Source organism: Bacillota bacterium (assembly GCA_040754315.1).
In the GTDB taxonomy this organism is placed as follows: Bacteria; Bacillota; Sulfobacillia; order DUSP01; family JBFMCS01; genus JBFMCS01.
In genome coordinates this window covers 19400-43146 of the sequence record JBFMCS010000059.1, presented here as the reverse complement: position 1 = coordinate 43146, position 23747 = coordinate 19400, and the positions used below count along the sequence as shown (strand labels likewise).

The window sequence follows — 23747 nt, the reverse complement described above, 5'->3', positions numbered from 1 at the left end:
CACGGGTTTGCCGTAATGCGGGGTCCCCACCTATACTTGTAGAACGGGCGTTGCCCGAAATCAAGCGAAAGGAGGGTTGATATGAACAGGAGAAAGATGGCATTGGTGGTCGCCATGGTGCTAACCTTGCTGCTGAGCATTTCCGCGGTATCCATGGCTGCCACTCCTTGCTCCAGCGGTAAGCTCACCTACTTCAACGGGAAGGTTACATATCGTCTCACCCCGATTTCCCCTGGCTCGGGGAGACTCACCACCCTGTACCGGTACGGAAACACCTACAGGGTGGTCATCACTGTCCCCAGCTCCCCCAAGGCGCCAGCGCCAGTACCGGCGCCTGCTCCTGAACCGCAAGCGCCCCCAAGGCCGAGTCCTGAGCCTGAGCCGCAGGAGCCGTCAACCGGGTCTAGACCGGCGTTCCTGTCCCAGGAGGAGGCCTTGATGCTCTCCCAAGTAAACCAGGAGAGAGCCAAGCAGGGGCTAGCCCCCCTTGTGGCGGACACCAAGCTCACGCAGCTGGCCCGGCAGAAGAGCCAGGATATGGTGAACAAGAACTACTTCTCCCACACTTCCCCCACGTACGGGTCCCCTTTTGACATGATGAAGGCCGCAGGGGTCCGGTACAGGACTGCCGGGGAAAACATCGCCTGTGCGCCCAGCACAACCCGGGCACATACGGCCTTGATGAACAGCCCCGGGCACAGGGCGAATATCCTCAACCCCGCCTTTACGCACGTTGGAATAGGGATAGTCAAGGGTGGTTCCTGTGGGATGATGTTCACCCAGATGTTCATTGGACAATAAGCAGGATGGTCCAGGTATCAAGCGAGGGGAGGGCTCCGGCCCTCCCCTCATAAGATCCTGGCATGTAGAAAGGGAAGCCCTCCCGGACTTCCCTCGCAGGTGGTGGGCGGCACTGGGGTCGAACCAGTGACCTCCTGCTTGTCGAGCAGGCACTCTGACCAGCTGAGCTAGCCGCCCGAAACTTCCTGGAGGCGACGCCCGGATTCGAACCGGGGATAAAGGATTTGCAGTCCTCTGCCTTACCGCTTGGCTACGTCGCCTCGGGAGCCGGCTCTCGCCGGCCTGGAAAAATGGAGCGGAAGACGGGATTTGAACCCGCGCCCCTCGCCTTGGCAAGGCGATGCTCTACCGCTGAGCCACTTCCGCACGATTTCTTGGTGCCGCAGGCCAGAGTTGAACTGGCGACACGCGGATTTTCAGTCCGCTGCTCTACCAGCTGAGCTACCGCGGCGCACCCAGTATCTTCTGCGACGGCCTTGAGTGTTCCTCCTGCCCTCGCACACAACCTAATGGCGGAGGCGACGGGATTCGAACCCGCGATCTACAGATCGACAGTCTGTCATGTTAGGCCTCTACACCACGCCTCCGGTTAAAAGGAGCCTTGAACTCTGATGGTGGGCGAAACAGGGCTTGAACCTGTGACCTCCTGCTTGTAAGGCAGGCGCTCTCCCGCTGAGCTATTCGCCCTTGGGCTTGTTTCACATCGAAAGCAAGCCGCGCCGCACCGCGCTTATTGATTATAGCATAGAAGGGTTTTGGAGTAAAGGAAGGCTTGACCACTGGATATTGGGCTTCTATGCTGGCGTTCTGTCCCAGTGGAGCCTTCTAGCTACTGTATACAAAAATCTGGCCGCACATATAATAGTACAGCAGTGTTGGATGGCTTGGGAGGGGAGTAAATGGCATTGCTTTCCATTGCCGCCTCTAGGCATATCGATCAGGTACGGCGCCGTCTCGACGGTGAGCTCAAGGGCCTTGAGCGAGAAGGCTTCAACATAGATATCATTGAGACCAGCAGGGGATACCTCACGTTCCTGGGGTGCAACGTGGAACGGCAGAACCCGGCGTTGCTCTCCACCAGGGACATTGTCATGTTGTGCCGGCACTACGTGGCGAATGCCCTCTCGGATCTCATCATCGAGGATTGGGAGGGCATGCTGGTACGAAAGATCATCCGCCAGAACTACCAGCACCTTAGTCCTGAGGAGCAGGATGCGGTGTTCGGCAATGTAGAGGATAGCCTTGAGGACACCTCCGGCAGCAGGGGCATCATCTGGCGGATTACGCGTAAAGCCAAGGTCCTGAACAAGCTCCTTGAGTACCTGGACCTTAACGATGTGCTCATCCTGGACGGGTTTGTAACGTTCCGGCTCAAGGACTACCTGGAAGAACTGGAAGAGGTAGTGGACCAGGCTGTAGACGAGTACCTCCTGGATAGGGAGTACCAGGAGTTCATCAAGCTCCTGAGGCACTTTGCTGGCCTCCAGGAACCCAAGGCGGAGCGGATCCACGTCTTCCTGCGCCCGGGGGGAAACTTTCGCATGCGGGACCAGAACGGGCGGACTATCGAGGACGAATTCCTGAGCCACTGCGCCCGGGACCTGGTGGGTGAGGGTATCGAGTGCGAGGATGTGCTCATTAGCTCCCTGGTGACCCTGGCTCCTGCCCGGGTGGTGATCCACAGGGGAGGGCATTCCCTCTCCCGGATGGGGACGGAGACCCTGAAGGGTGTTTTCGGGAAACGGCTGGAACTCTGTGATGGCTGCTCATGGTGCCGGGGAGAACCATCGGGCGAGAAGATAACCTGAGCAAGAAAGCCTAGGCGGGTCTCACTTCCACCTGGAGGTGAGGCCTTTAAGTTTTCTCAAGAACGGGGCACGAAGCCGGGTGATATAAGTAAAGGCTATAAAGGCCCAGGGATTTTGTTATTTGAAACCCCTTGATACAGGCTAGGTGGCCTGCCTCAGTTGACATTGGCGGCTAGCAGTGCCTATAATACCGTGTAATAGAGCAAAAGGCGATGACGGGGCAGACCCTGGTTGATGGCGCCAGCAGAGAGGAGGACCCCTAGGGCTGGAAGGGTCTCCTGGACTGTTCACCGGGCACCACCCCCTGAGCCGGCCGGCGAAAGACCGGCCCGCCACCGAGCGTTACAGGGCTTTGAGCGGGCGCCAAGGCGCCAAGAAGGGTGGAACCGCGGGAAAGAAGACTTCCCGTCCCTTTGGGACTGGAAGTCTTTAATGATTCTCAGGGAGGCGTAAACGTTGAGCGAAAGCATAGTGGTGACGTTCCCGGACAAAAGCAAGAAGCAGTACCCCAAGGGGGTAACCCCAGGCGAGGTAGCCAAGTGTATCGGTACAGGGCTTACCAAGGCGGCCCTGGCGGCTGAGGTCAACGGTGAACCGGTGGACCTGGGAACCGCCATTTGCGGGGACGCCTCAGTCCGGATTCTTACCTTCGAGGAGCCTGAGGGGAAGAGGGTGCTCTGGCACAGCGCCTCCCATGTGCTGGCTGAGGCGGTCAAAACGTTGTTCCCCGCCGCACGCCTGGCCATCGGTCCTGCCATTGACGATGGGTTTTACTATGACTTCGATGTCCCCAGCCCGTTCACCCCTGAGGACGTGGATAGGATAGAACAGGAGATGGCCAGGATTGTCCGGGAGGATGCTCCCTTTTGTAGGAGAGAGGTCTCCGGCGAGGAGGCCAAGGTCCTTTTCCAGGAGGAACCCTACAAGCTGGAACTCCTCCAGGACCTGGACGGGCCACCCAGCGTCTATACAAGCGGAGCCTTCACTGACCTGTGTGCCGGGCCCCATGTTCCATCGACCGGAAGGATCAAGGCGTTTAAGCTTCTGAGCGTGGCGGGTGCCTACTGGCGGGGGGACGAAAAGCGTCCCATGCTCCAGCGAATCTACGGGACGGCCTACCCCAACAAGGCAGATCTCGAGGCCCACCTGGAGCGCATGGAGGAGGCACGCAGGAGGGACCACCGGAGGCTCGGCAGGGACCTCGATATCTTCTCCATCCAGGAGGAGGCTGGTCCTGGGCTGGTCTTCTGGCATCCCAAGGGAGGAACCGTCCGCCAGCTGGTAGAGGACTTCTGGAGGGCGGAGCACCGGCGCCGGGGATACGACATCGTATTCAGCCCGCACATCGCCCGGGTGGGCCTGTGGAAGATCAGCGGCCACTGGGACTGGTACAGGGAGAGCATGTACTCCCCTATGGATGTCGATGGGGTGGAATACCTCATCAAGCCCATGAACTGTCCCTTTCACATCCTCATGTTCAACTCCTCCACCCGCAGTTACAGGGACCTGCCCTTGAGGTGGGCTGAACTAGGTACGGTGTACAGGTACGAGAGGTCAGGCGTGCTCCATGGAGCCTTGAGGGTGCGGGGTTTCACCCAGGATGACGCCCACATCTTCTGCCGGCCTGACCAGCTGGAAAGCGAGATAATCGGCGTGATTGACCTGGCACTATATATGATAAGGGTGTTCGGGTACACGGACTACGAGATCATGCTCTCGGTGAGGGACCCGGAAAACAAGGCCAAGTACATAGGAAACGACCAGGTATGGGCCATGGCTGAGCAGGCGCTCCTGGACGCCCTTAAGGCTAGCTCCTTACCGTACGTGGTGGGGGAGGGCGAGGCCAAGTTCTACGGGCCGGCCGTCGACATCACCCTGAAGGATGCGCTGGGGCGTGGCTGGCAGGGCCCCACCATCCAGGTGGACTTCAACCTGGCTGAGAGATTTGACATAACATACATGGGTGAGGACAATCGCCCGCACAGGCCTGTGATGATCCACAGGACGGTGCTGGGCTCCATGGAGAGGTTTGTGGGGGGCCTACTGGAGCACTACGCGGGGGCTTTCCCCCTGTGGCTTGCCCCGGTACAGGCAAAGGTGATCCCCATCACTGAACGGAACCACACCTACGCAGGAGAGCTTGTGGACCTACTACGAGCTATGGACATCAGGGTAGAGGCGGACCTCCGTAACGAGAAGGTTGGATACAAGATCAGGCGGGCGGAGATGGAGAAGATCCCGTACATGCTAGTAGTGGGCGACAGGGAGCAGGACGCCAGGGCTGCCGCCCTCCGGAGGCGGGGCGAGGGCGACCTGGGCTCCAAGCCCGTGGAGGAGATCATCGAGAACCTGGTCCATGAGTCCCGGCCGCCGCGGTCTCGTTGACGCTCGTCGCCCATGTGTGATATACTTCAAGACGGCAATTCAGGCTAAGAAGAAGCATCCAGCTTCTCACCTTACGACGCCACGGGCTGTCAGTAAGGTTCTGCCAGGCGGACCCCCGGTGCGGGGCGGTCATTTTGGGTCCTAGGCGGGTGAGAGGCTCACCCGCCTTTTTCAGTGCCAACTATCACAGGGAGGTGACCGGCTATAAAAGACCTGCGGGTTAACGAGGCTATCCGTGCCCGCGAAGTCAGGCTTGTGAGCCCCGACGGTGAGCAGCTCGGCATCGTGCCTATCAAGGACGCCCTGAGAGTGGCTATGGAAAAGGGCTTCGATCTCGTGGAGGTGGCGCCTAGCGCCAAACCGCCGGTGTGCCGCATTATGGACTACGGGAAGTACAAGTACGAGATGTCCAAGAAGGAGCGAGAGGCGCGCAAGAAACAGAAGACCGTAACCGTCAAGGAAGTGAAGATGCGCCTTTCCATTGAAGACCATGATTTTGACGTGAAGATGAAGAACGCGCTGAGGTTCTTGCAGGACGGAGACAAGGTTAAGGTCACCATCATGTTCAGGGGGCGGGAGATCGTCCATGCAAACCTGGGAAAGGTCCTGCTTGACCGTATGGCGCAGAGACTCCAGGATGTTTCCGTTGTGGAACGGCCCGCCAAGGTCGAAGGTCGCAACATGGTGATGATCCTCACTCCAAGGCAGAATTGACCGGGGAGGCGGGTTTGATGCCCAAGATGAAGACTCACAGGGGGGCTGCGAAGCGCTTCAGGGTGACGGCCACGGGCAAGGTGGTCCACGCTAGGGCTGGCAAGAGCCACAAGCTCACGAAGAAGAGCGCCAAGAGGAGGCGCACCCTGAGGCATGAAGGGGAAGTGAGCCCGGCGGAGTCCCGGCGACTGAAGCGATTGATCCCGTACATGTAATGAAGGGGGCTTAACGAGGATGCCCAGGGTCAAGAAGGGTGTTACGAAACGGGCAAGACATAAGAAGGTACTGAAACTGGCCAAGGGATACTGGGGCCGGAAGGGCAAGATCTTCCGGGCAGCCAATGAGACGCTCCTGAAGGGGCTTTGGTACTCCTACCGTGACCGGCGGGCCATCAAGCGGGAGTTCCGGAAGCTGTGGATAGCCCGGATCAACGCCGCGGCGAGGCATAACGGCCTCACCTACTCCCGTTTCATGAGCGGGCTAAAGAAGGCAGGGGTAGAGGTAAACCGCAAGATGCTGGCAGACATGGCTGTGCATGACGCCGAGGCCTTCGGGCAATTGGTGGACAAGGCTAAGAGCAGCCTAGCCTAAATGGGGTTTCCTTCAGGGGGTGGAGGCCACGGAGGAGCCACTGAAGCTACGAGCGGGAATGGACCCCGCACGTGTTCTTGTCTTGAGTTTTGCGCTTGCGATCACTGTGGGGACTGTCCTCCTATTAACACCCGCCGCCACGGTTCCAGGGCGGAGTACTGACTTCATAGAGGCGCTCTTCACAGCGACATCGGCGGTGTGCGTCACAGGGCTAATAGTGGTGGACACCGCTTCTCACTGGACACCTTTTGGACAGGCTGTGATACTTGCTCTCATCCAGGTGGGCGGGCTTGGCATCATGACCATGTCCACCATGTTCGCGCTCCTCCTGGGCAGGCGGATCACCTTCAGGCAGCGGGTGGTGATCCAGGCCTCCACAGGCCAGTTCACCTTCGGTGGCCTCGTGCGCCTGGTGAAGTACATCCTCCTCTTTACCCTGGCCTTCGAGGGCGCCGGCGCCGTGCTCTTGGCATTGCGTTTCGCCCGGGACTTTCCCCTGGGGAGAGCCCTCTGGATGGGCATTTTCCATTCTGTGTCCGCCTTCTGCAACGCCGGCTTCGACATAACCGGCGTTAGTTTCACGCCCTATGTCTCCGATCTCTACATCAACATCGTTATTCCCTCCCTCATAATCCTGGGGGGTCTTGGTTTCTTCGTTGTCCTGGAGATCTGGACGGGCAAGGGGCGGCCTTCCTCCCTTCATACCAGGCTGGCGCTGAAGGGGACCTTGTTCCTCCTGGCCGTGGGGTTCCTGGCGGTCCTGGTTCTGGAGCACGGCAACCCCTCCACCATGGGGAATCTGGGGTGGGGCGGTAAGATCATGGGGGCTTGGTTTCACTCCGTAACCCCTAGAACAGCGGGGTTCAACACACTTCCCACGGGGGATCTAAGGCCGGCCACACTCTTCATTACCATAGCACTGATGTTCATCGGAGGGTCCCCTGGGGGCACGGCGGGGGGCATCAAGACCACGACCTTCTTCACGCTGGTCGCTGTGGTAGTCTCCGCCATCAAGGGCGCGCCTGATGTGGAGGTGATGGGCAGGAGGCTTGGCCTGGAGGTTGTGAGGCGAGCCATGGGTGTGTTGGCCATTTCCCTGGTGATGGTGTTCTCCTGCATCCTGGTGCTCACCATTAGTGAGTCTATGGACTTCCTGCAGGTAGTCTTTGAAGTATTCTCGGCCTTCGGCACGGTGGGACTCTCCACAGGCATAACATCGCAACTGAACACCGCAAGCAGGCTGGCGGTGATCGCCACCATGTTCGTGGGGCGTGTGGGCCCCCTGACGATGGCCATGGCCATAGCCGCTCCGCCCACGGGCGGAATGCGTCGGTTTCCCGAAGAGAGGATAATGGTAGGCTAGATGGGGGGCTAAACACGTGCGCAAGGATTTCGCCGTTATCGGCCTGGGACGGTTCGGAGCCAGTGTTGCGGAGGAACTGCAGGAGATGGGCCACTCGGTGCTGGGTGTGGATATCAGTGAGGCCCAGGTGAACGCACTCATGCACGTCTTAACCAAGGTGGTCCAGGCAGACACCACCGACGAGGAGACCCTGAAGAACCTGGGTTTACGGAACTTCGATGCGGTGGTGGTGGCCATCGGCCACGAGATCCAGGCCAGCATCTTGACGACTCTACTCCTCAAGGAGATGGGCGTGAAGTACATAGTGGCCAAGGCCGCAACTGACCTGCATGCCAAGGTTCTTTACAGGGTGGGGGCCGACCGGGTGGTGTTCCCAGAGCGGGAGATGGGCCACCGGATCGCCAGCAACCTGGTTTCCACCAACATCCTTGACTACATAGAACTCTCGCCCGAGGTCAGTCTTATGGAGGTCACCGCCAGGGGGCATCTGGCATCCAAGAAGCTCAAGCAGCTGGATCTCAGGAACCGCTTTGGCATAAACGTCCTGGCCCTTAAGCGAGGCCAGGAGGTGAACGTGTCGCCCAAGGCCGATGACTACGTGAATGAAGGGGATGTCCTGGTGGTTGTTGGGCCCAACAATGGCCTGCAGAAGGTGGGCAATCTCTGTGACAAGGGATGAGGTAATCTCCAGCGTGGACAACCCCAAGGTGAAGGCCGCCCGGCAGCTCGGCATGAGGAAACACAGGAGGCGCCAGGGCATGTGCCTGGTGGAGGGACCTCACCTGGTTGGTGAGGCGCTCCAGGCTGGGGTGAGTGTATCTACGGTGTTTTTCCAGCCTGACCGCGCGGACGAGGAGGCAGGCAGGCTCCTGGATACCGCCAGGAAGAGGGCGGTGGAGGTTCTCGCTGTTAGCGAGAGGGTGATGGCATCCCTCTCCGAGACCTCTTCCCCTCAGGGGCTCGTGGCTGTGGCCCGGGTTCCCTCCTACCGGCCCGAGGACGTGCTGCGTGCCACCAATCCCCTGGTCGTGGTAATGGACGGGGTGCAGGACCCGGGGAACGCAGGCTCAATGATGAGGACGGCCTGTGCCATGGGGGCATCTGGGGTTGTGGCAGGTTCCGGCGCTGACCCCTTCGGGCCCAAGAGCCTCAGGGCATCCATGGGTGCCACCTTCCGGATCCCGGTGGTCAGCGCGGAGGACATGGGGATGTGCCTGGGCTGGCTGGCCTCCCGTGGCCTAAGGCTGGTGGCGGCGGACCCGCACCGGGGAACCCAGTGTCACGAGGCCAGGTTGACAGGTCCCCTGGCGCTGATTATCGGGAGCGAGGGATCCGGGCTTACCCCTGTGGCCCACTCCATGGCCGAGGACACCGTGCGGGTTCCCATGTCCGGGCGGGCTGAATCCTTGAACGTCACCGCGGCCCTGGCCATACTGCTCTACGAGGCGTGGCTCCAGCGTTCTGGAGCGCGGTAGCCCTGACGCCTCGTTTTCCCCCGCAATGACCTGGGCATTACCGCCTTCCTCCAGTCAAACCCTAGGTAGACTGGTACGCTCATGGCTGTTCGGCGAGATTTTGCCTAGGGAGGGGAGGCCCCCTTGCTGCTCTAGGCAGGTTCTAGCAGGTTTCCCTCAGGCAGAGGGAGAAGTACCAAGCGCCGGGGCGCAGTCCTGGTAACGGGTGAGGGGAGGAGTCCTCATTGTCCATTCTCGACTGCATCCAGCCGGACGTTGAACGCGTGGCCGAGGCCATGGCTTCCGTCATTGACCTGGAGATTATCATATATGATGAGGACCTGAAGGTTGTCGCTGCCACGGGCGGCACAGGCCACAATCCCAAGGGGAGACCGGTGAGGGGTCACATAGTGAGGGAAACCATGAGGGCCATGAAGCCTGTGATTAATGAGACTCCGGGCCACCACCCCCTCTGCAGGCCCTGCGAACTGTGGGGCAATTGCCCCGAAAAGGCCTCACTCAACTGTCCTATTGCCTATGAAGACAAGGCTGTGGGAACCATCAGCATAACGGCTTTCACAGACACCCAGAGGGACGCACTGCTGAGGAAGAAGTCTTCACATGCGGATTTCCTCTCAAAGATGGCAGAACTGATCTCCGGCAAGATAGCAGTACAGAGGCTCCTTGACAGATCCCACTTCCTGATGAACCAGGTAAGGGCAATCATAAACTCCGTTCACGAAGGGATAATCGCCGTTGATGCCCAGGGGACCGTTGTCGAGTTCAGCCGCTCAGCCGAGAGGATACTGGGCATCCGTGCCGGTGAAGTAGTTGGCGCCGGTCTGGGTAAAATCATGCCGGACAGCAACATACTCAGGGTGATAGAGAGCCGTAAGGGGTACTCCGAGCGGGAAATCCTTTGCGAGGTAAGAGGGAAGCGCCTGCGCATACTCACAACGGCTGAGCCCCTATTCCTGTCAGGTTCGGCCCTGGGGGCAGTCATCACCTTCAAGGATATCAGTGAGGTACGTAACCTGGTCCACAGGATGACCAGCCCTCAGCGAAGAGTGCGTTTTTCCGACCTGGTCGGGGTGAGCAAGGCCCTGCAGGACGCAATCTCGCTAGCTCGCAGGTTTGCCAGGAGTGATTCGACAGTACTGCTCAAGGGAGAGAGCGGGACAGGGAAAGACCTTTTCGCCAGGGCCATTCACAGCGAGAGCGAATTCCGGGACGGCCCCTTCATAGCCGTGAACTGCGCTGCAATCCCTGAGAGCCTGATGGAGAGCGAGCTCTTTGGATACGAGGAGGGTGCTTTTACCGGGGCAAGGAGACGGGGCAAACCGGGTAAGTTCGAACTGGCCAACAGCGGCACCATATTCCTGGACGAGATCGGCGACCTTAGGCTCCACCTGCAGGCTAAGCTCCTCAGGGTCCTGGAAGAGAAGGCGGTAACCAGGATCGGAGCCACTGAGAGTACCCGCATAGATCTGCGTATCCTGGCCGCCACCAACCAAGACCTCGAAGAGATGGTCAGAAGGGGAGAGTTCCGGGAGGACCTGTACTACAGGATAGCTGTGGTGCCTATCCGGATCCCGCCTCTCCGGGAACGCGGGGGCGACCTGGAGTTCCTGGTTGATCACCTCCTGCAGAAGTACAACTCGGTCTTCGGCAAGGATGTCTCTGGATTATCGGAAGAGGTATGGAGGATATTCCGGCAACACTCATGGCCCGGAAACGTGAGGGAGCTAGAGAACACCATCGAGTATGCTGTCAATGTTGAGCCGGGCTCCAAGGTGTCCAGGGCTAGCCTGCCCTCTCGATTGATCCAAGAGGAGAGCAAGGCTAGGCTTCCAGGCCAGGGCCCGGTGACGCTCAGGCAAATGGAGGCCAGGATGATAGTCGCGGCTCTCGATACCTACGGAAATGACCTCGCAGGGAAACGCAAGGCCGCTGAAGCCCTGGGCATTGACCTGTCCACCCTGTACCGCAAGCTGAAGCGCCTGGAAGGGTAGTTGGCGTAACGCCAATGTGCTTGGCGATGTGCGAATACGTACTAAGCTGCTGCTATGGTCATACGGGAAGCCACCGCGTTCAAATCACTGTTGGCAAACTGCAAATCTCTTTCTTTCATCCTTTCTGCCCTCGGCCAGTCTCGAAAAGAACAACCCCAGCATCCGCATGGTCTGTGATGCAGCCTCTGTGGCCCAGAACTCATGGCATGCAACTTGCTGCAAGAAGATCTGGCCGGGGTTTCAACGGAAAACGAAAGGGGAGTAAGGCCACTTGAATAGCAGCGGGACGCCCGTGACATTCTTCGGAATCCCTTCCTTCGCCAAGGTTCCCGCGGTTGAGGTTGACGGCGACTGGGAAGCCGATGTAGCCATACTGGGTGTTCCCTACGATTCCAGCGCAGGATATCGCCCTGGGGCACGCTTTGGCCCGCGGGCTATCAGGGACATATCCACAAGGTTTGGATTTCTGGGGGCAGGCCTGGGATACTGGGACGCCAGGCACCAGAGGCGGCTCCTGGAGGGTGCCCGGGTTGTCGACTGCGGGGATGTTGACGCAGTGCCAGTAAGCTACCAGGTTACCTTCGAGAATGCGGCACGCTGTGTGAAGACCCTTATCCAGCGAGGTGTGTTTCCCGTGGTGCTAGGGGGTGACCACTCCATAAGCTGGCCGGTGTTCTCTGCCCTGGAATCTCTTAGGCCTGTATCCCTGGTTCACCTGGATGCCCACCTAGACTACAGGGACGTACTGGCGGGGGAAGGCCACGGGCACGGGAGCGTGGTCCGGCGGATATCGGAGATATCCTGGATTGACCGGCACGTCTCCGTGGGGATCAGGGGCCTGAGGACCAGCGAGGAGGACTACTCCCGTGCCGCGGGTTCGGGGGCGGTACTCGTGCCCTGCCACATGGTTAAGACACAAGGAGTAGCTGCGACGCTGGACATGCTCCCATCCCTGCACCGGACCTATGTCACCATAGACATAGACGTGCTCGACGCTGCGCTGGCTACAGGTACCGGCACACCCGAGGTGAATGGGCTCACCTACGAAGAGCTCCGAGCCCTCCTGGCGGGGTTGGCCGAGAGGGCCGAGATAGTCGGCTTTGACCTGGTAGAGGTAAACCCCTTTTTCGATCAGGCTGGTGTGACCTCCTTGAGCGCTGCCAGCCTGGTTATCGAGTTTCTAGGAGCTATTTTCTCTGGGAGGTGACACGGGTGGACGAAATCTCAAGGGCGCTGGCGAGGTTGGGCCTCCCCACAGGGGACCGCTACGATCTGCCCAGTTCTCCCCTGGCTTTTCCCGACGGGGGGCAGTGCCGCATCGAAATCGCGGGTGTGGAGAGGGCATCGGCCATGGAAGCACTGGCCCGGGAGAGTGATGCCAGGGGCGTACCGGTTCACAGGGTTATATCCACAGTGGGTGGTGCTACGTTCCTGGATAAGGCTGAGTTGAGGGATCTTGCCCAGGCAGCGTCAGGCGCCCGGGTAGAGGTCATCGTGACGCTAGGGCCTCGCAGATCCTGGGACACTGGCCGGCAGATCGCCACGAGTGAAGGCTTGGTGTCCGGGATGAGGATCAGGGGGGCGGACAACGCCTACTACTACCTGAAGGACATGGAGCGTTGCCTGAACGCAGGCTTCAGGGGGTTCCTGGTGGCTGACGAGGGAATGATGTGGCTCCTTAAGCGCCTGAGGGAGGAGGGTTCTATCCCACAGGATACCATCTTCAAGGTGTCGGTTTTCGCAGGACACGCCAATCCCTTTGGGGCTCGCCTCATCGAGGAACTGGGGGCCAACAGCTTCAACCCCCTGGCGGACCTGAGTATTCCCATGCTAGCAGCCATCAGGCAGTCAGTGCGCCTGCCCCTGGACCTTTACGTGCACATTGTCCAGTCTATGGGTGGGTTCGTTCGCTACTATGAGGCGCACGAGATGGCCAGGGTATGCGCTCCCTGCTACTTCAAGTTCGAGCCGGGGGAGTCAGAGGAGTACATCTATCACCCCTGGAACACCCAGGCGTTCAACGAGCACCGGGTCAGGGAGAAGGTTCGCTTCGCCAGCATAATGCTGGAGATAATGCAGGGAATGAACTCGGAGATACGGTGGTCCCAGCCCGGAGCCGAGGATCTGGCTATTCCGAAACTGCCTTGAAGGGGTGTTCATGTCGATGACTCACACGCTCCACCGAAAGAGGGGTCCGGGAGAGGCGCCCGGGGATTACATAGTGTTCTGCATGGCCGCCCAGAAGCGAAATAGCGAGGGTGCCTCGGGTAAACTCGTGGCCATGCTAGATGTGTTGGCCGCGGGGGCCCCATGCAATGTCGGGGACGATAACCGGGGAGGGATCCTGACAGGACTCACCCTGGAGGAAATCCGGGCAAAGGCAGGGGACAAGGCCTACATGGCGGGTGTATACACATCGCTGGATCAGGTGAAGGCCGTGCTCGTGAAGCTGAAGGAACTGGATACCGGCATGTCGGTGGTAGTCACCGGGGACTTCCAGGAGGTGTTTGAGGTGGTAAGGAGTGCTGGTCTGGAGCCGCACACCATCAACATGTCCCTGGGGATCTTCGGGAAGAGAGAACTCCTGCCGCGGGAGCCAGTACTTCAGATAACCACCATGTGTGGTCACTCTATGGTATGTCCCGACCACGTGGAACACGTGATGGACCTGGTCCGAAAGAGCAAGATGACTGCTGGCGAGGCGGCTCGTGACCTAGCCAAGCCCTGCACATGTGCCATGTTCAACCCGGATCGCGCCGAATCCATAATCAGCCAGGAGTGCGTGGGGAGGAACCGAGAGTGCTCATAGACGAGAGATCCTGTGTGGGATGTGGCGAGTGCCTCAAGTATTGCCCCATGAGGGCGATATCGCTAGAGGGTGAGACCGCCAAGGTTGACCAGGACCTTTGTGCAGAATGTGGGGTTTGTGCCAGGTTGGGGGTGTGCTTGGAGGATGCCTTCGTGGTGCCTCCGGAACTCCCTTGGCCTCGTTCAATAAGGAGCATATTCTCGGATCCCCTCACGGAGTTCGAAGCCACGGGGGTCACAGGGCGTGGGACCGAGGAAATGAAGACAAACGATGTTACTGAGAGGTACAAGCCAGGTTGGGTGGGTGTGTGCGTTGACGTGGGCCGCCCCAACGTTGGGTGCCGCCTGCGGGACATCGACACCTTGGCCAGGGCGATAGCGCTGTTGGGGGTGGAGTTCGAGACCTTGAACCCAGTCAGCTATCTCATGGAGTCAAAGAGTATGGGGGCCCTGATGAAGGAGGTCCTGGACGAGCGAGTGGTATCAGGGATCATTGAGTTCACCATACCCGTGGAGAAGGTCGTTGAGGTGGTGCAGGCGCTGAAGGCGGTTGAGGGCGAGGTAGACACCGTGTTCAGCGTGGGGGTCATCTCCAGGGTTGTTGACGGGGACATCCCCGCCAGGAGGCACCTGGAGTCCGCGGGGATGTCGGTGGCGCCCAATGGCAAGACCAACGTAGGCATGGGGAGATAGCACAGAAAAGATCAGGAAAAGGGGGTAAGGGACCATGTTCAGGGGGGAAAAGACGTTGAGGTCTGGCAGATTTGCTGTAGTACTCTTGCTTGTGCTTGGAGTATTGTTGTCGGGATGTGCAATCACGCAAGAGACGGCTCCGGAAGAAGGAGAGGAGGCTTTGCCTGCGGAAAAGAAGGAACACGTGATCCATGTCAACCACGAAATGGGGGCCGGGACACCAGTAGCCGCAACTTTGGAGCGTTTTGCCGAGATGGTTGAGGCTAAATCAAACGGTCGTATTCAGGTCGAGGTGTACCACACCGGAGAACTTGGCAGCGAACGGCAAATGTATGAGTTGATGGAGTCTGGCGCCGTGCAGATGGGTTTGTCCGGGTCAGCCTTGATTGCTGCAGTAGCACCCGAATACGGGGCATTGGATATGCCGTATCTGTTTGCGAGTCAGGAGCACCTTCGCAGCGTTGTATCCGGCCCTGTTGGACAGGAACTGACTGAGAAGATCTTGGACCGGAAAGGCATCAGAGTGCTGGGTTTCATGGATCGCGCGCCAAGACACTTGACAACTAAAGGGGCAAGAGTAGTAAGGCAACCTGCGGACCTAAAGGGATTGAAGATTAGGATAAGAGAGATCCCCGTTCAAGTGGAAGCATGGCGGGCTCTAGGCGCAAGCCCTGTTCCTATGGCATTTGGAGAACTCTATACCGCGCTACAAATGGGAACCGTAGACGCACAGGAGAACCCGGTGGAAGTTACTTATGGAAACAGCTTCCAAGAGGTCCAGGACAATCTCATGCTGACCGGACACGTACGGGAGGTACAGTGGCTGTTGATCAGCGAACTGTTTTGGAAAGAGATCGATGAAGAGGACAGAAACATAATAACGTCTGCGGCCAGAGACGCTCTGACTTATGGGGATCAACTGACTGAGGAGCAGGAAAGAGATTATATCAACAAACTGGCTGAGGCAGGAATGAACGTTGTGGAACTGGGTCATGACGAAATCTCGGCCTTCCAGGAAGCTGTGAAAGATGTGCCCAGCAAGTTTGCTGACAAGTGGTTGCCCGGTTTATATGAGCGTATCGTGGAGTCAGGAAGCTGAGCTTACGGAAACGGATAGGGGGCCCGGGCGCAGTCGTCCGATTCCGAGGTTAGGGCAGGGCAGTCTCCGCTCTCAAGCGTGTTGTCGGATAGCCTGGAAGTTGCAGGATGGCATGTGGGACAGTTCAAGATGGTGGGATGGAACATGAAGAGATTAGGCGACATGCTGGCCCATACTGTAGAATTCGTGCTTGTCATCATTATGGCGGCGCTTGTAAGTGTGGTTTTCGTACAAGTGGTCTTTAGATACATCTTGCAGGCACCACCTTTTTGGACGGAAGAACTTGCTCGCTACTCGTTCATATGGGTATGCTTTCTGTCTGCTGCACTCGCCTTCCACAAAGGTGAGCATATAGTCATTGACATGTTTCTCGGTTCTCTCTCCGAACCACGACGCCGCTTTTGCATGGCAGTCATAGACGGTGGCATCGCGGTCTTTCTGTGCTTTCTTGTGTCAATCAGCATACGTGCAGCGGCGAGGTCAGTCCATATCTTGTCGCCGGCTCTCGGGATCAGTCTAGTCTATGTCAATCTCTCATTGCCCGTATCGGCGGGCCTCATGATACTCTTCTTGGTTGCCTCCGTTGTGCAGAGTATCACTAAGACTCGTACGAAAGGTCGGACGTAATGTTAGCTGTCGTAGTCCTGGGACTGTTCGTTCTATTGTTCCTGGGTGTACCTGTATCCTTTGCCCTTGCTATTACCTCTATGATCTATCTTTCCGTGGAGGGTATTCCTGTTGTCTCACTGGCCCAGAGAATGATAGCAGGCACCGATTCTTTTTCGTTAATAGCGGCTCCCTTGTTCATGCTCGCAGGGCAAATCATGAGCACCGGTGGCATAACAAAACGGCTCGTTCGTCTTTCGGATGCCCTTATCGGTCACGTGCCGGGTGGACTGGCGCAGGTCAACATAGTTGTAAGCATGATATTCGCCGGAATGTCGGGTTCAGCCACGGCCGATGCTGCCGGTTTGGGGTCTATGCTAATACCTGCCATGAAAGAGGACGGATACGATGCCCCCTTCAGTGCAGCTGTAACAGCCGCTTCGTCAACGCTTGGTCCCATAATTCCTCCAAGTGTGCCTTTCGTCATATACGGTTCCATAGCGCAGATTTCTATCGGTAAACTCTTCTTGGGAGGCGCCATTCCAGGTCTAGTTATGGCTCTGTATATGATGCTAGTTGTTCACGTGTTATCCCTCAGGCGCGGCTATCGACGCCGGTCTCTGTTCTCGCTTTCGAGACTCTTTTCGGCTCTCCGAGAGTCGGCCCTCGAACTCATGCTTCCCCTGATCATAGTGGGAGGGATAATGGGAGGGGTTTTTACACCCACTGAGGCTGCTGTGATTGCCGTGGTGTATGCGTTGATCCTTGAAGTCCTCGTACGCAAGGAACTGACTACGAAGGATCTCCCTCAAGTGTTTCTGAGGGCTGCCGTAATATCGGGAGTCGTTATGTTCATCGTCGCCAGTGCCTCCATCTTTGGCTGGATACTGGTCAGGGAACAGTTCGGGAGAATGGTCGTGGGACTCTTGACAGGCTTGTCAACAAACCCTGTTATCTTGAGGGCTTTCATCATTGGGGCACTCTTTGTGATGGGGCTCTTTGTTGAGACAATAGCCTCAATAATCATCGTTGTACCAGTGGTACTGCCGCTAGCAACTGCTCTGGGGATGGACCCGATACACTTGGGCGTAGTCACTGTGTTAACGATCATGATAGGCCTGATTACTCCACCTGTCGGGCTATGCATGTATATTGTGACTGCGATAGCCAGAATCAATGTGGTTGCCTTTACCAGGGAAGCCTTGCCTTTCATAGCCGCATTAATCCTGGCGGTCCTGACAATTGCGTACTTCCCCGGGCTTGTTTTGTGGCTTCCCAACTTACTTATTAGGTAACGCGAATCTGAGAACGGGGGGTTGGTCGTGCGAGGGGCACTGGTAAACAGAGGGGCTTTCCGATTAGTAGGGCTCCTGGGCAGGGTATCTGAAGAAACAAGAGTTGTGGTCCTGGCTGATTTCTCGACCCTAGACGTTGCTGAGCCTTTGGTTGCCGCAGCGTTTCAGTTGACGAAGAACGTATTGCTGGGGGTAATTCCGCCGAGAACATTGCATGGCGAAGAGTTGCCGGATTGCGTATCAGCATTGTTCAAACAAGCTGACCTTGTTGTTGCCCCCATGAAAACCAATATAGCCCATACTTCGGCCAGATTTAAAGCACAAGCCTCGGGCACGCGTTTCATTGTACTTCCGGAAGCAACCCTGGAACTTCTCATGAGTCCCAGCCTTGAAGCAGACTTCGAGGCCATAGCCCCCAAGGTTGAATATCTGGCAGACAGGCTTACTAAGGCTGGTACTGCGAGAGTGAGCACGCCTTTAGGAACAGACATAACCATGAGCCTGGAGGGCAGGACGGGTCGGGCTCTCACGGGGTTCCCCACCGAAAAGGAAATCTCGGCTGGGCCATGCATTGAAGCGAGCATAGCCCCGATAGAGACCTCTGCAAACGGAAGGATTATAGTTGATGCAAGTATTCCTGGAATCGGCTTGATTGACGAACCGTTTACGATCGAAGTATCCAGCGGGCGTGTCACTTCCATGAGTGGAGGTCCCAAAGCAACGGAATTTGCGGAACTCCTTCGCAGGACCGGAGATCCCAACATCTACCATATTGCGGAACTCGGCATCGGAATGAATCCAAAATGCGAGCTCGAGGGTAGTATGCTGACTGACGAAGGCGTTGCTGGCACGGTCCATATTGCCTTCGGAACCAGTGCGTACATAGGGGGTGTCGTAGAAGCAGCCGGTCACTATGACGTCCTGTTCGGCGAAGCCAGCATTGAACTGGACGGTGATCTCATATTAGCGGACGGACAAGTTATCGTCCGATACTGACGTGCCGGAATGCGACCAAACCGTAGTCAACAACCCCAGGGGGCCGGTCAGGGTCACCGGCGTCCCGGCTATGCCTGCGTTGGTTCCTTGAGTATCGCTCTACCCCTCCGTAAGGAACCTCTCAATTTCACCAAGATGAGATTCGATCTCGCTCTTTGCAATTTCTTCCTGCGTATTCCGATGAAATCGACCACCGATTCCGATCCAAATCGTCCACCTGTTCCGATTGAAATCGGCCAGTAGTTCCGAAGGAAATCGTCCAGCCATTCTGCCGCAAAGCGACCACCCTTTCCGGAGCGAAGCGATGCCGGGGTTTTGCTCTCATCTATCCTTTGATTTATTTGACGCCTGTTCGGGAATCACCTTTCTCATCGACTCCCCCTTCAAAGCGATCTTGTAGCTGGAATGGACCAGGCGGTCCAGAATAGCATCAGCGACAGTAGGGTCGGCGAGGGTCGCATGCCATTTCTCCACGGGGAGCTGGCTTGATATGAGAGTGGAACGCAGCATACTGCGTTCATCGACCACTTCAAGCAATAACCGGGCTTCGGCCCCGGTCAGGGGAGCCAGGCCCAGGTCATCGAGAATGAGTAGTTCCAGCCTGGCCAGATGGTCGATGAATCTGGGGAAGGAGCCATCAGCCCTGGCCAGTTCGAGGTCCTCAAGCAACCGCGGGAGACGGTAGTAGCGGGTGCGGAAGCCCTGGCGGCAGGCTGCGTTTCCAATGGCGCAGGCCAGGAAGGTTTTGCCGTTATGAAAAGCTTTCCATAAGGGAAAAACATATTTGTCTTGTGCCCTCGCCAATGCCGCCTGCCGGCACGGGCTCAGCGCCCGGTACTACCGCGTCTCCAACCTGCTTGCAGAAATGACCGCCGCCAGGGGTGATGGCTCCTATTCACGCCTGATCCACCAGATGTCCAATTATGATCTGCTGGTCATGGACGACTGGGGCCTTGTTCCCTTCAAGGATTCTCAGGGGCACGATCTTCTAGACGTCATCGAAGAACGCAGTGGCAGGGGATCTTTGATCATCGCCAGCCAGTTGCCATTCGAAAACTGGCATGAAACTCTGCCGGATCCCACCCTGGCCGATGCCGTCATGGACCGCATCATCCACAACTCATACAGGATATCACTGAAAGGTGAGTCCATCAGAAAGGTGACTTCCAACAAGTTCACTGCCGCTACCTAACGATTCTCTTTTCAATTTGACTCCTACAGGATGACGCGAGATGCGTCATCCTTTTCCTTTTCCTTCGTCGCTTCGCTCCGAGCTGGCCAAATGGAAATTCTCTCAGTGGTCGGTTTTCCCGGAATTACTGGTCGACTCAAAATGGAATACGTGGTCGACTGAGACCGGAATCAGTGGTCGATTCCGATGGAATATGCACACCAATAACCGGCGCCGCATGCAATACGATTATTTCCGTTCTCTTGGCCTGTGCGTTGGCTCTGGGGTGGTCGAGGCCGGTTGCAGGGTGGTCATTGCCCAACGGCTCAAACGCTCAGGCATGTTCTGGAGCGTCAATGGCGCCAACGCCATCATCGCCTTGCGCTGCTGTCTGCTCAGCGGCAGATTTGACGAATTCTGGGCTCGCTATCGGCCGAATAGCCTCCGGCAGGTTCTCTAAAGTGGAATTGCCATATTTACTCATAATCATAAAATTGTCGTGCACCTACCATATTCTCAAGTTCACGGAGATGGCACGCAATTTCTTCCCTCGCGACGTCTTCTCGCCCGGCTTCAATTGCGGCATAAATCCGGCGATGCTCTTGGAGTAGGCGAACTACGTTCTCGGACGAAACCGCTATGCTCTTTAAGATAACCGGCATTTGGTCCTTGAGCACCTCTGCCAAATTCACCATCATTCTTAACAAGAGAGCATTATGCGTAGACCTGACTATTGCGACGTGAAATTCAACATCCGCTTCGCATCGTTTCTCTAGAGAAGTAGCACTCTCCATCTGAGAGAGAGTCTCTCGCATTTCCTCCAAGTCTCCCATGCTTCGTTCCCTGCAAACAAGCTCTATTGCTCCCATTTCAATAATCCTTCGTACCTCAAGGACTTCTTTCAGGTTTTTCTCCTGCATCATCATTATAGTTGCCAATATCTTTAAATCATCAGAGTCTGGCTTTTTAACAAATGCACCTTGCCCGGGGACTATATTGACCAAGCCCATGCATTCCAAGGCCTTCAAAGCTTCTCTAACCGAATTTCTGCTCACATTTAATTTCTCTACCAGCATACGCTCCGAGAGTAAGCAATGCCCCGGCTTTACAACCCCTTTCGAAATCATCGTCTGAATTCTCTCCACAACGATCATGTAGGGCTTTTGGTTAACATCGCGTACCCACCTGGTATCCATATCTCTCACACTGCAGGCCCCCGGTTGATCTCGGTTTATATTGTTATACCTCGGTTCACTAGGGTGACATTTCTAGATGGATTTCAATTCTCCTGCCCACGCGCTATGCAAGAGAGAAAATTGAGCATCCCTAGAGTAAGAAAAACAAGAAGTGAAATGTTGAGATAGAAGGAAATAGCCGTAAAATATAGAATAGCGACTTAGAAACCGGTGCAGACCGCGGTTGACCTCGGAACACTAATGAGACGTGAGAGCTGTATTTCGCGCTGTTAGGTGGCCAAACGCGTGACTGTCTATGTGGTCACTGAATCCCTTGGCCCAGCAAGGAGTGACATTGTGAGCGAGTACCTGGTAGTCTGCACAGAACCGCACATGCCGTACGTCCACCTGCAGGAAGCAGCGATATGTGAAGTGGCCCGTTTCAAGGCCTTATCGTGGGATAGCGAGGCGTTTTGCTCTCACCTTCCTAACCCTAAGGCACATGTCCTCATGGTTGATTGCAGAAGGGTCGATTCCGAGATATTGCTCAAAGCTAGCAACCTGCTAATGGTCGTGCAGTACGGCTGGGTACAGATAACATTGATGTTGAATCTGCAGCAAGGGGCGAAATCTCGGATGATGTTCGTGTCGTTCTCGACAATGTGATCGTAACCCCGCACACGGCGTGGCGATCGGAGGCGGCGGACCAGGAGCTGGAGATAAGGGCAGCTCGCTAGGTTAAGGAAGCACTATCTGGGAGGAAACCGGAGCACTTGGCAATCCGGGAATCTGGAAAGAAGCGTGGTTTCGGGAAAGAGGGGAAACAGGGTAACGGGCAAGTGAACTATTTGGCATCCTTACCTTTAACTGGATGCTGCCCTGAGCCCTCTCTCATTCGCGGTGAAGTGGGCTCTCCTATGGGGGAAGGGTGCGGAAAATGGGGGGTTAGCAATTGCGGTCCGGTTGAATAGCGGTTCGTCTTTGGCAAGGAGTGCGGAATGCGGGTGATCGTATGCTTGGGCGCAGAAAAAGATTGTGCGACAGTAGAGGAAGTTCACCGAATAGTGCCAACAGTCGTATTTGGGCTTAGAAAGCCTCTAGAGGAAGCTGGTGATCTACATAAGAAGGAGCTTCAATCAACTATCCGGCTAATCTACTCAAGGAGGGAGAAGTAGAAGTGCGCATCAATTCATCTCTAGTGAGAATTGTGCCGATAGGGATGGTTATCGTGATTGCCGCAATGGGATGTGCAGCTCAGCAAGCCGTGGAGCCAGAGCCTGAGCCAGAGGCTGTAGGGGAGGAGGAGTATCCTTCCCGAACGGTAGAAATCATAATTGGATGGGGGGCAGGGGGAGGTACTGATATCTTTACGCGCACCGTTGACATGTACGTACGAAGAGAAATGGGTGTGCCGCTGGTCGAGATCAACATGCCTGGAGCTAGCGGGGCCAAGGCCACGGCCTATGTCATGGAGCAGCCGGCTGACGGATACACGCTTTACGCCCACAGCACCGAAGTGTTAAGTAACCCGTTGGTTGACGTCAGCCCGTACACTCACGAAGACTTGACCCCGATAATACGCGCGCATGTTGACGTTGCTGCCCTGCATGTACTACCCGGGACCTTTGACACGTGGGAGAGTTTTGTTGCTGAGGGAAAAAAACGCCCTCTCACCATTGGGGGTTGCGGAGCTGCGTCGTCTGACGAATTGTCCGCCGCAATGGTAGCCGAGTGGGCTGGCTTCAAATTCAAATATGTACCGTACGAAGCCGCTGGTGAGATGCATGCAGCCCTTTTGGGCGGACACATAGATGCCATGTATGAAGAGTACAGCGTTGTGCTCCCTCTTATTGACGATGGAGGTATTCAGCCGATCTTCACGTTTAAGACAGAAAGACTGGAACGTTTTCCCGATACCGTTAGCCTAGGCGACTTCAATTGGGAGCAAACACCACTTCTTTGGAGAGCCCTATCTGTTAAGAAAGGAACGCCCGAACACATCGTCGAGTACCTTGAGAGATTATATACGGAGGCGCTCGATTCGCAGATGTACAAGTTGTTCGCCCGCGACAGATTGCTCGACTTGGTTCCTGGATACCTGGGTTCCAAGGATTTTGCAGCGGATCTAGCAAGAGAAACGAAAATATACGAAGATGTTATGAAGGAACTGGGGTACATAGATTGACAATGAGCAGTGAAGCCGACGCGATCAGTCCTGATCCGTCGGCTTTCGTCTGTAGGGGGGTTTTCGAGTGAAGAGTGAGATCTTGGCCAATGTCGTCATACTTGCTCTTGGGTGTTTCTTCCTTTATCTTACCGAACACATCAAGGGTTTTGCTCATGAAGCTTTGGGCGGTGCCTTCTGGCCTCGTATGGTCCTGCTGTTGCTGGTCGGGCTAACCATGTTTCACATCATAGGCTGCCTTAGAAAGCGTGACAATGCAAGGGACACAGAAACGCCTAGCGGCAAGCAATCTCTGGAGATGGCCAACATAAGAGCTAGGGTGGTCCCAGCCTTGTTGAGCCTAGTGGCCTACGGAATCCTCATGAAGCATTTAGGCTTTATTATTTCAAGCCTCATCTTTCAAGCCGTATTCCTCTACATTTTGGAGAGGCAAGTTTCGTGGCGCAACCTAGTTGTGCCTTTCGTTTTGACTTCTGTGCTGTTTATCCTTTTCGTCAGAGTAATGGCCCTCCCTCTCCCAAGGGGGACAGGCATATTTCGTGAATTCAGCCACCTTTTCTATTGAAGGATACTGTTGTATGGGGTGATACA

The 23747-nt window shown here is 56.5% G+C and carries 24 protein-coding genes, 6 tRNA genes, 1 pseudogene and 1 other annotated feature; of the genes and pseudogenes, 23 read left to right on the top strand and 8 right to left on the bottom strand.

Features of this window, described 5'->3' with window-relative positions; genetic code table 11:
• The first annotated feature begins 81 nt into the window (after positions 1–81).
• On the top strand, positions 82–801 hold the full coding sequence (locus AB1576_13450; protein MEW6082733.1) for a CAP domain-containing protein: 720 nt from the start codon (positions 82–84) through the stop codon (positions 799–801).
• A gap of 100 nt (positions 802–901) precedes the next feature.
• Here the strand turns inward: AB1576_13450 and AB1576_13445 are convergent.
• The 6 genes from AB1576_13445 to AB1576_13420 all read right to left on the bottom strand — a co-directional run bounded on the left by AB1576_13445 (position 902) and on the right by AB1576_13420 (position 1488).
• Positions 902–978 (bottom strand) — tRNA-Val (locus AB1576_13445).
• A 9-nt stretch (positions 979–987) separates the two neighbouring features.
• Positions 988–1061: transfer RNA gene (locus tag AB1576_13440), tRNA-Cys, on the bottom strand.
• 31 nt (positions 1062–1092) lie between these two features.
• Positions 1093–1167 (bottom strand) — tRNA-Gly (locus AB1576_13435).
• A gap of 9 nt (positions 1168–1176) precedes the next feature.
• Positions 1177–1252: transfer RNA gene (locus AB1576_13430), tRNA-Phe, on the bottom strand.
• 59 nt (positions 1253–1311) lie between these two features.
• Positions 1312–1388 (bottom strand) — tRNA-Asp (locus tag AB1576_13425).
• 25 nt (positions 1389–1413) lie between these two features.
• Positions 1414–1488: transfer RNA gene (locus tag AB1576_13420), tRNA-Val, on the bottom strand.
• Positions 1489–1700: 212 nt separating this feature from the next.
• Between AB1576_13420 and ytxC the strand changes: the two genes are divergently transcribed.
• From ytxC to AB1576_13335, 17 genes are all read left to right on the top strand, one after another.
• Positions 1701–2609, top strand: coding sequence for a putative sporulation protein YtxC (ytxC, locus tag AB1576_13415; GenBank protein ID MEW6082732.1), 909 nt, complete (start codon positions 1701–1703; stop codon positions 2607–2609).
• Between the two features lie 456 nt (positions 2610–3065).
• Complete coding sequence (gene thrS / locus AB1576_13410; GenBank protein ID MEW6082731.1) at positions 3066–4994, top strand: threonine--tRNA ligase; 1929 nt, start codon at positions 3066–3068, stop codon at positions 4992–4994.
• 40 nt (positions 4995–5034) lie between these two features.
• Positions 5035–5174, top strand: a sequence feature (ribosomal protein L20 leader region).
• A gap of 33 nt (positions 5175–5207) precedes the next feature.
• Positions 5208–5708: a translation initiation factor IF-3 gene (infC, locus tag AB1576_13405; protein MEW6082730.1), complete on the top strand. Its 501-nt coding sequence runs from the start codon at positions 5208–5210 to the stop codon at positions 5706–5708.
• 17 nt (positions 5709–5725) lie between these two features.
• Positions 5726–5923, top strand: coding sequence for a 50S ribosomal protein L35 (gene rpmI, locus AB1576_13400; protein MEW6082729.1), 198 nt, complete (start codon positions 5726–5728; stop codon positions 5921–5923).
• Between the two features lie 19 nt (positions 5924–5942).
• Complete coding sequence (gene rplT, locus AB1576_13395) at positions 5943–6299, top strand: 50S ribosomal protein L20 (protein MEW6082728.1); 357 nt, start codon at positions 5943–5945, stop codon at positions 6297–6299.
• Between the two features lie 82 nt (positions 6300–6381).
• Positions 6382–7662 (top strand): TrkH family potassium uptake protein, encoded by a 1281-nt coding sequence (locus AB1576_13390; protein MEW6082727.1) that lies wholly within the window; start codon positions 6382–6384, stop codon positions 7660–7662.
• Between the two features lie 16 nt (positions 7663–7678).
• Entirely contained in the window at positions 7679–8341 is a 663-nt protein-coding gene (locus tag AB1576_13385) for a TrkA family potassium uptake protein (GenBank protein ID MEW6082726.1), read from the top strand.
• On the top strand, positions 8328–9137 hold the full coding sequence (locus tag AB1576_13380; protein MEW6082725.1) for an RNA methyltransferase: 810 nt from the start codon (positions 8328–8330) through the stop codon (positions 9135–9137). Before AB1576_13385 ends, AB1576_13380 begins: the two co-directional genes overlap by 14 nt.
• A gap of 224 nt (positions 9138–9361) precedes the next feature.
• Complete coding sequence (locus AB1576_13375; protein ID MEW6082724.1) at positions 9362–11128, top strand: sigma 54-interacting transcriptional regulator; 1767 nt, start codon at positions 9362–9364, stop codon at positions 11126–11128.
• A gap of 271 nt (positions 11129–11399) precedes the next feature.
• Positions 11400–12335: an agmatinase gene (speB, locus tag AB1576_13370; protein MEW6082723.1), complete on the top strand. Its 936-nt coding sequence runs from the start codon at positions 11400–11402 to the stop codon at positions 12333–12335.
• A 5-nt stretch (positions 12336–12340) separates the two neighbouring features.
• Positions 12341–13276, top strand: a complete 936-nt coding sequence (locus tag AB1576_13365) for a hypothetical protein (GenBank protein MEW6082722.1) — start codon at positions 12341–12343, stop codon at positions 13274–13276.
• Between the two features lie 10 nt (positions 13277–13286).
• Positions 13287–13937, top strand: coding sequence for a hypothetical protein (locus tag AB1576_13360; GenBank protein MEW6082721.1), 651 nt, complete (start codon positions 13287–13289; stop codon positions 13935–13937).
• Positions 13928–14629, top strand: a complete 702-nt coding sequence (locus tag AB1576_13355) for a 4Fe-4S binding protein (protein ID MEW6082720.1) — start codon at positions 13928–13930, stop codon at positions 14627–14629. The genes AB1576_13360 and AB1576_13355 overlap by 10 nt, the downstream gene beginning before the upstream one ends.
• A 34-nt stretch (positions 14630–14663) precedes the next feature.
• A complete protein-coding gene (locus AB1576_13350) occupies positions 14664–15728 on the top strand; it encodes a TRAP transporter substrate-binding protein (GenBank protein ID MEW6082719.1) in 1065 nt (354 codons plus the stop codon).
• Positions 15729–15857: 129 nt separating this feature from the next.
• The gene (locus tag AB1576_13345) at positions 15858–16355 is read left to right on the top strand and encodes a TRAP transporter small permease (protein MEW6082718.1); all 498 of its coding nucleotides are present in this window, start codon (positions 15858–15860) and stop codon (positions 16353–16355) included.
• Positions 16355–17629: a TRAP transporter large permease gene (locus AB1576_13340; protein ID MEW6082717.1), complete on the top strand. Its 1275-nt coding sequence runs from the start codon at positions 16355–16357 to the stop codon at positions 17627–17629. The genes AB1576_13345 and AB1576_13340 overlap by 1 nt, the downstream gene beginning before the upstream one ends.
• A 27-nt stretch (positions 17630–17656) precedes the next feature.
• On the top strand, positions 17657–18625 hold the full coding sequence (locus AB1576_13335) for a hypothetical protein (GenBank protein ID MEW6082716.1): 969 nt from the start codon (positions 17657–17659) through the stop codon (positions 18623–18625).
• Positions 18626–18946: 321 nt separating this feature from the next.
• Here the strand turns inward: AB1576_13335 and AB1576_13330 are convergent, their stop codons facing one another.
• Positions 18947–19429, bottom strand: a complete 483-nt coding sequence (locus AB1576_13330) for an ATP-binding protein (protein MEW6082715.1) — start codon at positions 19427–19429, stop codon at positions 18947–18949.
• Here AB1576_13330 and AB1576_13325 point away from each other — a divergent pair.
• Both AB1576_13325 and AB1576_13320 read left to right on the top strand, forming a co-directional pair.
• On the top strand, positions 19410–19817 hold the full coding sequence (locus tag AB1576_13325) for an ATP-binding protein (GenBank protein MEW6082714.1): 408 nt from the start codon (positions 19410–19412) through the stop codon (positions 19815–19817). The two genes, AB1576_13330 and AB1576_13325, sit on opposite strands and share 20 nt — an antisense overlap.
• A 202-nt stretch (positions 19818–20019) precedes the next feature.
• A pseudogene (locus AB1576_13320) lies at positions 20020–20256 on the top strand (hypothetical protein).
• Positions 20257–20272: 16 nt separating this feature from the next.
• Here AB1576_13320 and AB1576_13315 read toward each other — a convergent pair.
• Positions 20273–20992 (bottom strand): FadR/GntR family transcriptional regulator, encoded by a 720-nt coding sequence (locus AB1576_13315; protein MEW6082713.1) that lies wholly within the window; start codon positions 20990–20992, stop codon positions 20273–20275.
• Between the two features lie 285 nt (positions 20993–21277).
• Here AB1576_13315 and AB1576_13310 point away from each other — a divergent pair, with 285 nt between their 5' ends.
• The 3 genes from AB1576_13310 to AB1576_13300 all read left to right on the top strand — a co-directional run bounded on the left by AB1576_13310 (position 21278) and on the right by AB1576_13300 (position 23721).
• Positions 21278–21637 carry a hypothetical protein gene (locus AB1576_13310; GenBank protein ID MEW6082712.1) on the top strand — a complete coding sequence of 120 codons (360 nt, stop codon included), beginning with the start codon at positions 21278–21280 and terminating at the stop codon, positions 21635–21637.
• Positions 21638–22148: 511 nt separating this feature from the next.
• Positions 22149–23156 (top strand): tripartite tricarboxylate transporter substrate binding protein, encoded by a 1008-nt coding sequence (locus AB1576_13305; protein MEW6082711.1) that lies wholly within the window; start codon positions 22149–22151, stop codon positions 23154–23156.
• 67 nt (positions 23157–23223) lie between these two features.
• Positions 23224–23721 carry a tripartite tricarboxylate transporter TctB family protein gene (locus AB1576_13300; GenBank protein MEW6082710.1) on the top strand — a complete coding sequence of 166 codons (498 nt, stop codon included), beginning with the start codon at positions 23224–23226 and terminating at the stop codon, positions 23719–23721.
• The last annotated feature ends 26 nt before the right edge of the window (positions 23722–23747 follow it).

Excerpts from the sequence above, each read along its gene's own strand:
- AB1576_13450 (MEW6082733.1), top strand. The coding sequence starts at position 82 with ATGAACAGGAGAAAGATGGCATTGGTGGTCGCCATGGTGCTAACCTTG.
- ytxC (MEW6082732.1), top strand. The coding sequence starts at position 1,701 with ATGGCATTGCTTTCCATTGCCGCCTCTAGGCATATCGATCAGGTACGG.
- rpmI (MEW6082729.1), top strand. The coding sequence starts at position 5,726 with ATGCCCAAGATGAAGACTCACAGGGGGGCTGCGAAGCGCTTCAGGGTG.
- rplT (MEW6082728.1), top strand. The coding sequence starts at position 5,943 with ATGCCCAGGGTCAAGAAGGGTGTTACGAAACGGGCAAGACATAAGAAG.
- AB1576_13360 (MEW6082721.1), top strand. The coding sequence starts at position 13,287 with ATGTCGATGACTCACACGCTCCACCGAAAGAGGGGTCCGGGAGAGGCG.
- AB1576_13350 (MEW6082719.1), top strand. The coding sequence starts at position 14,664 with ATGTTCAGGGGGGAAAAGACGTTGAGGTCTGGCAGATTTGCTGTAGTA.
- AB1576_13345 (MEW6082718.1), top strand. The coding sequence starts at position 15,858 with ATGGTGGGATGGAACATGAAGAGATTAGGCGACATGCTGGCCCATACT.
- AB1576_13340 (MEW6082717.1), top strand. The coding sequence starts at position 16,355 with ATGTTAGCTGTCGTAGTCCTGGGACTGTTCGTTCTATTGTTCCTGGGT.
- AB1576_13315 (MEW6082713.1), bottom strand. The coding sequence starts at position 20,992 with ATGGATACCAGGTGGGTACGCGATGTTAACCAAAAGCCCTACATGATC.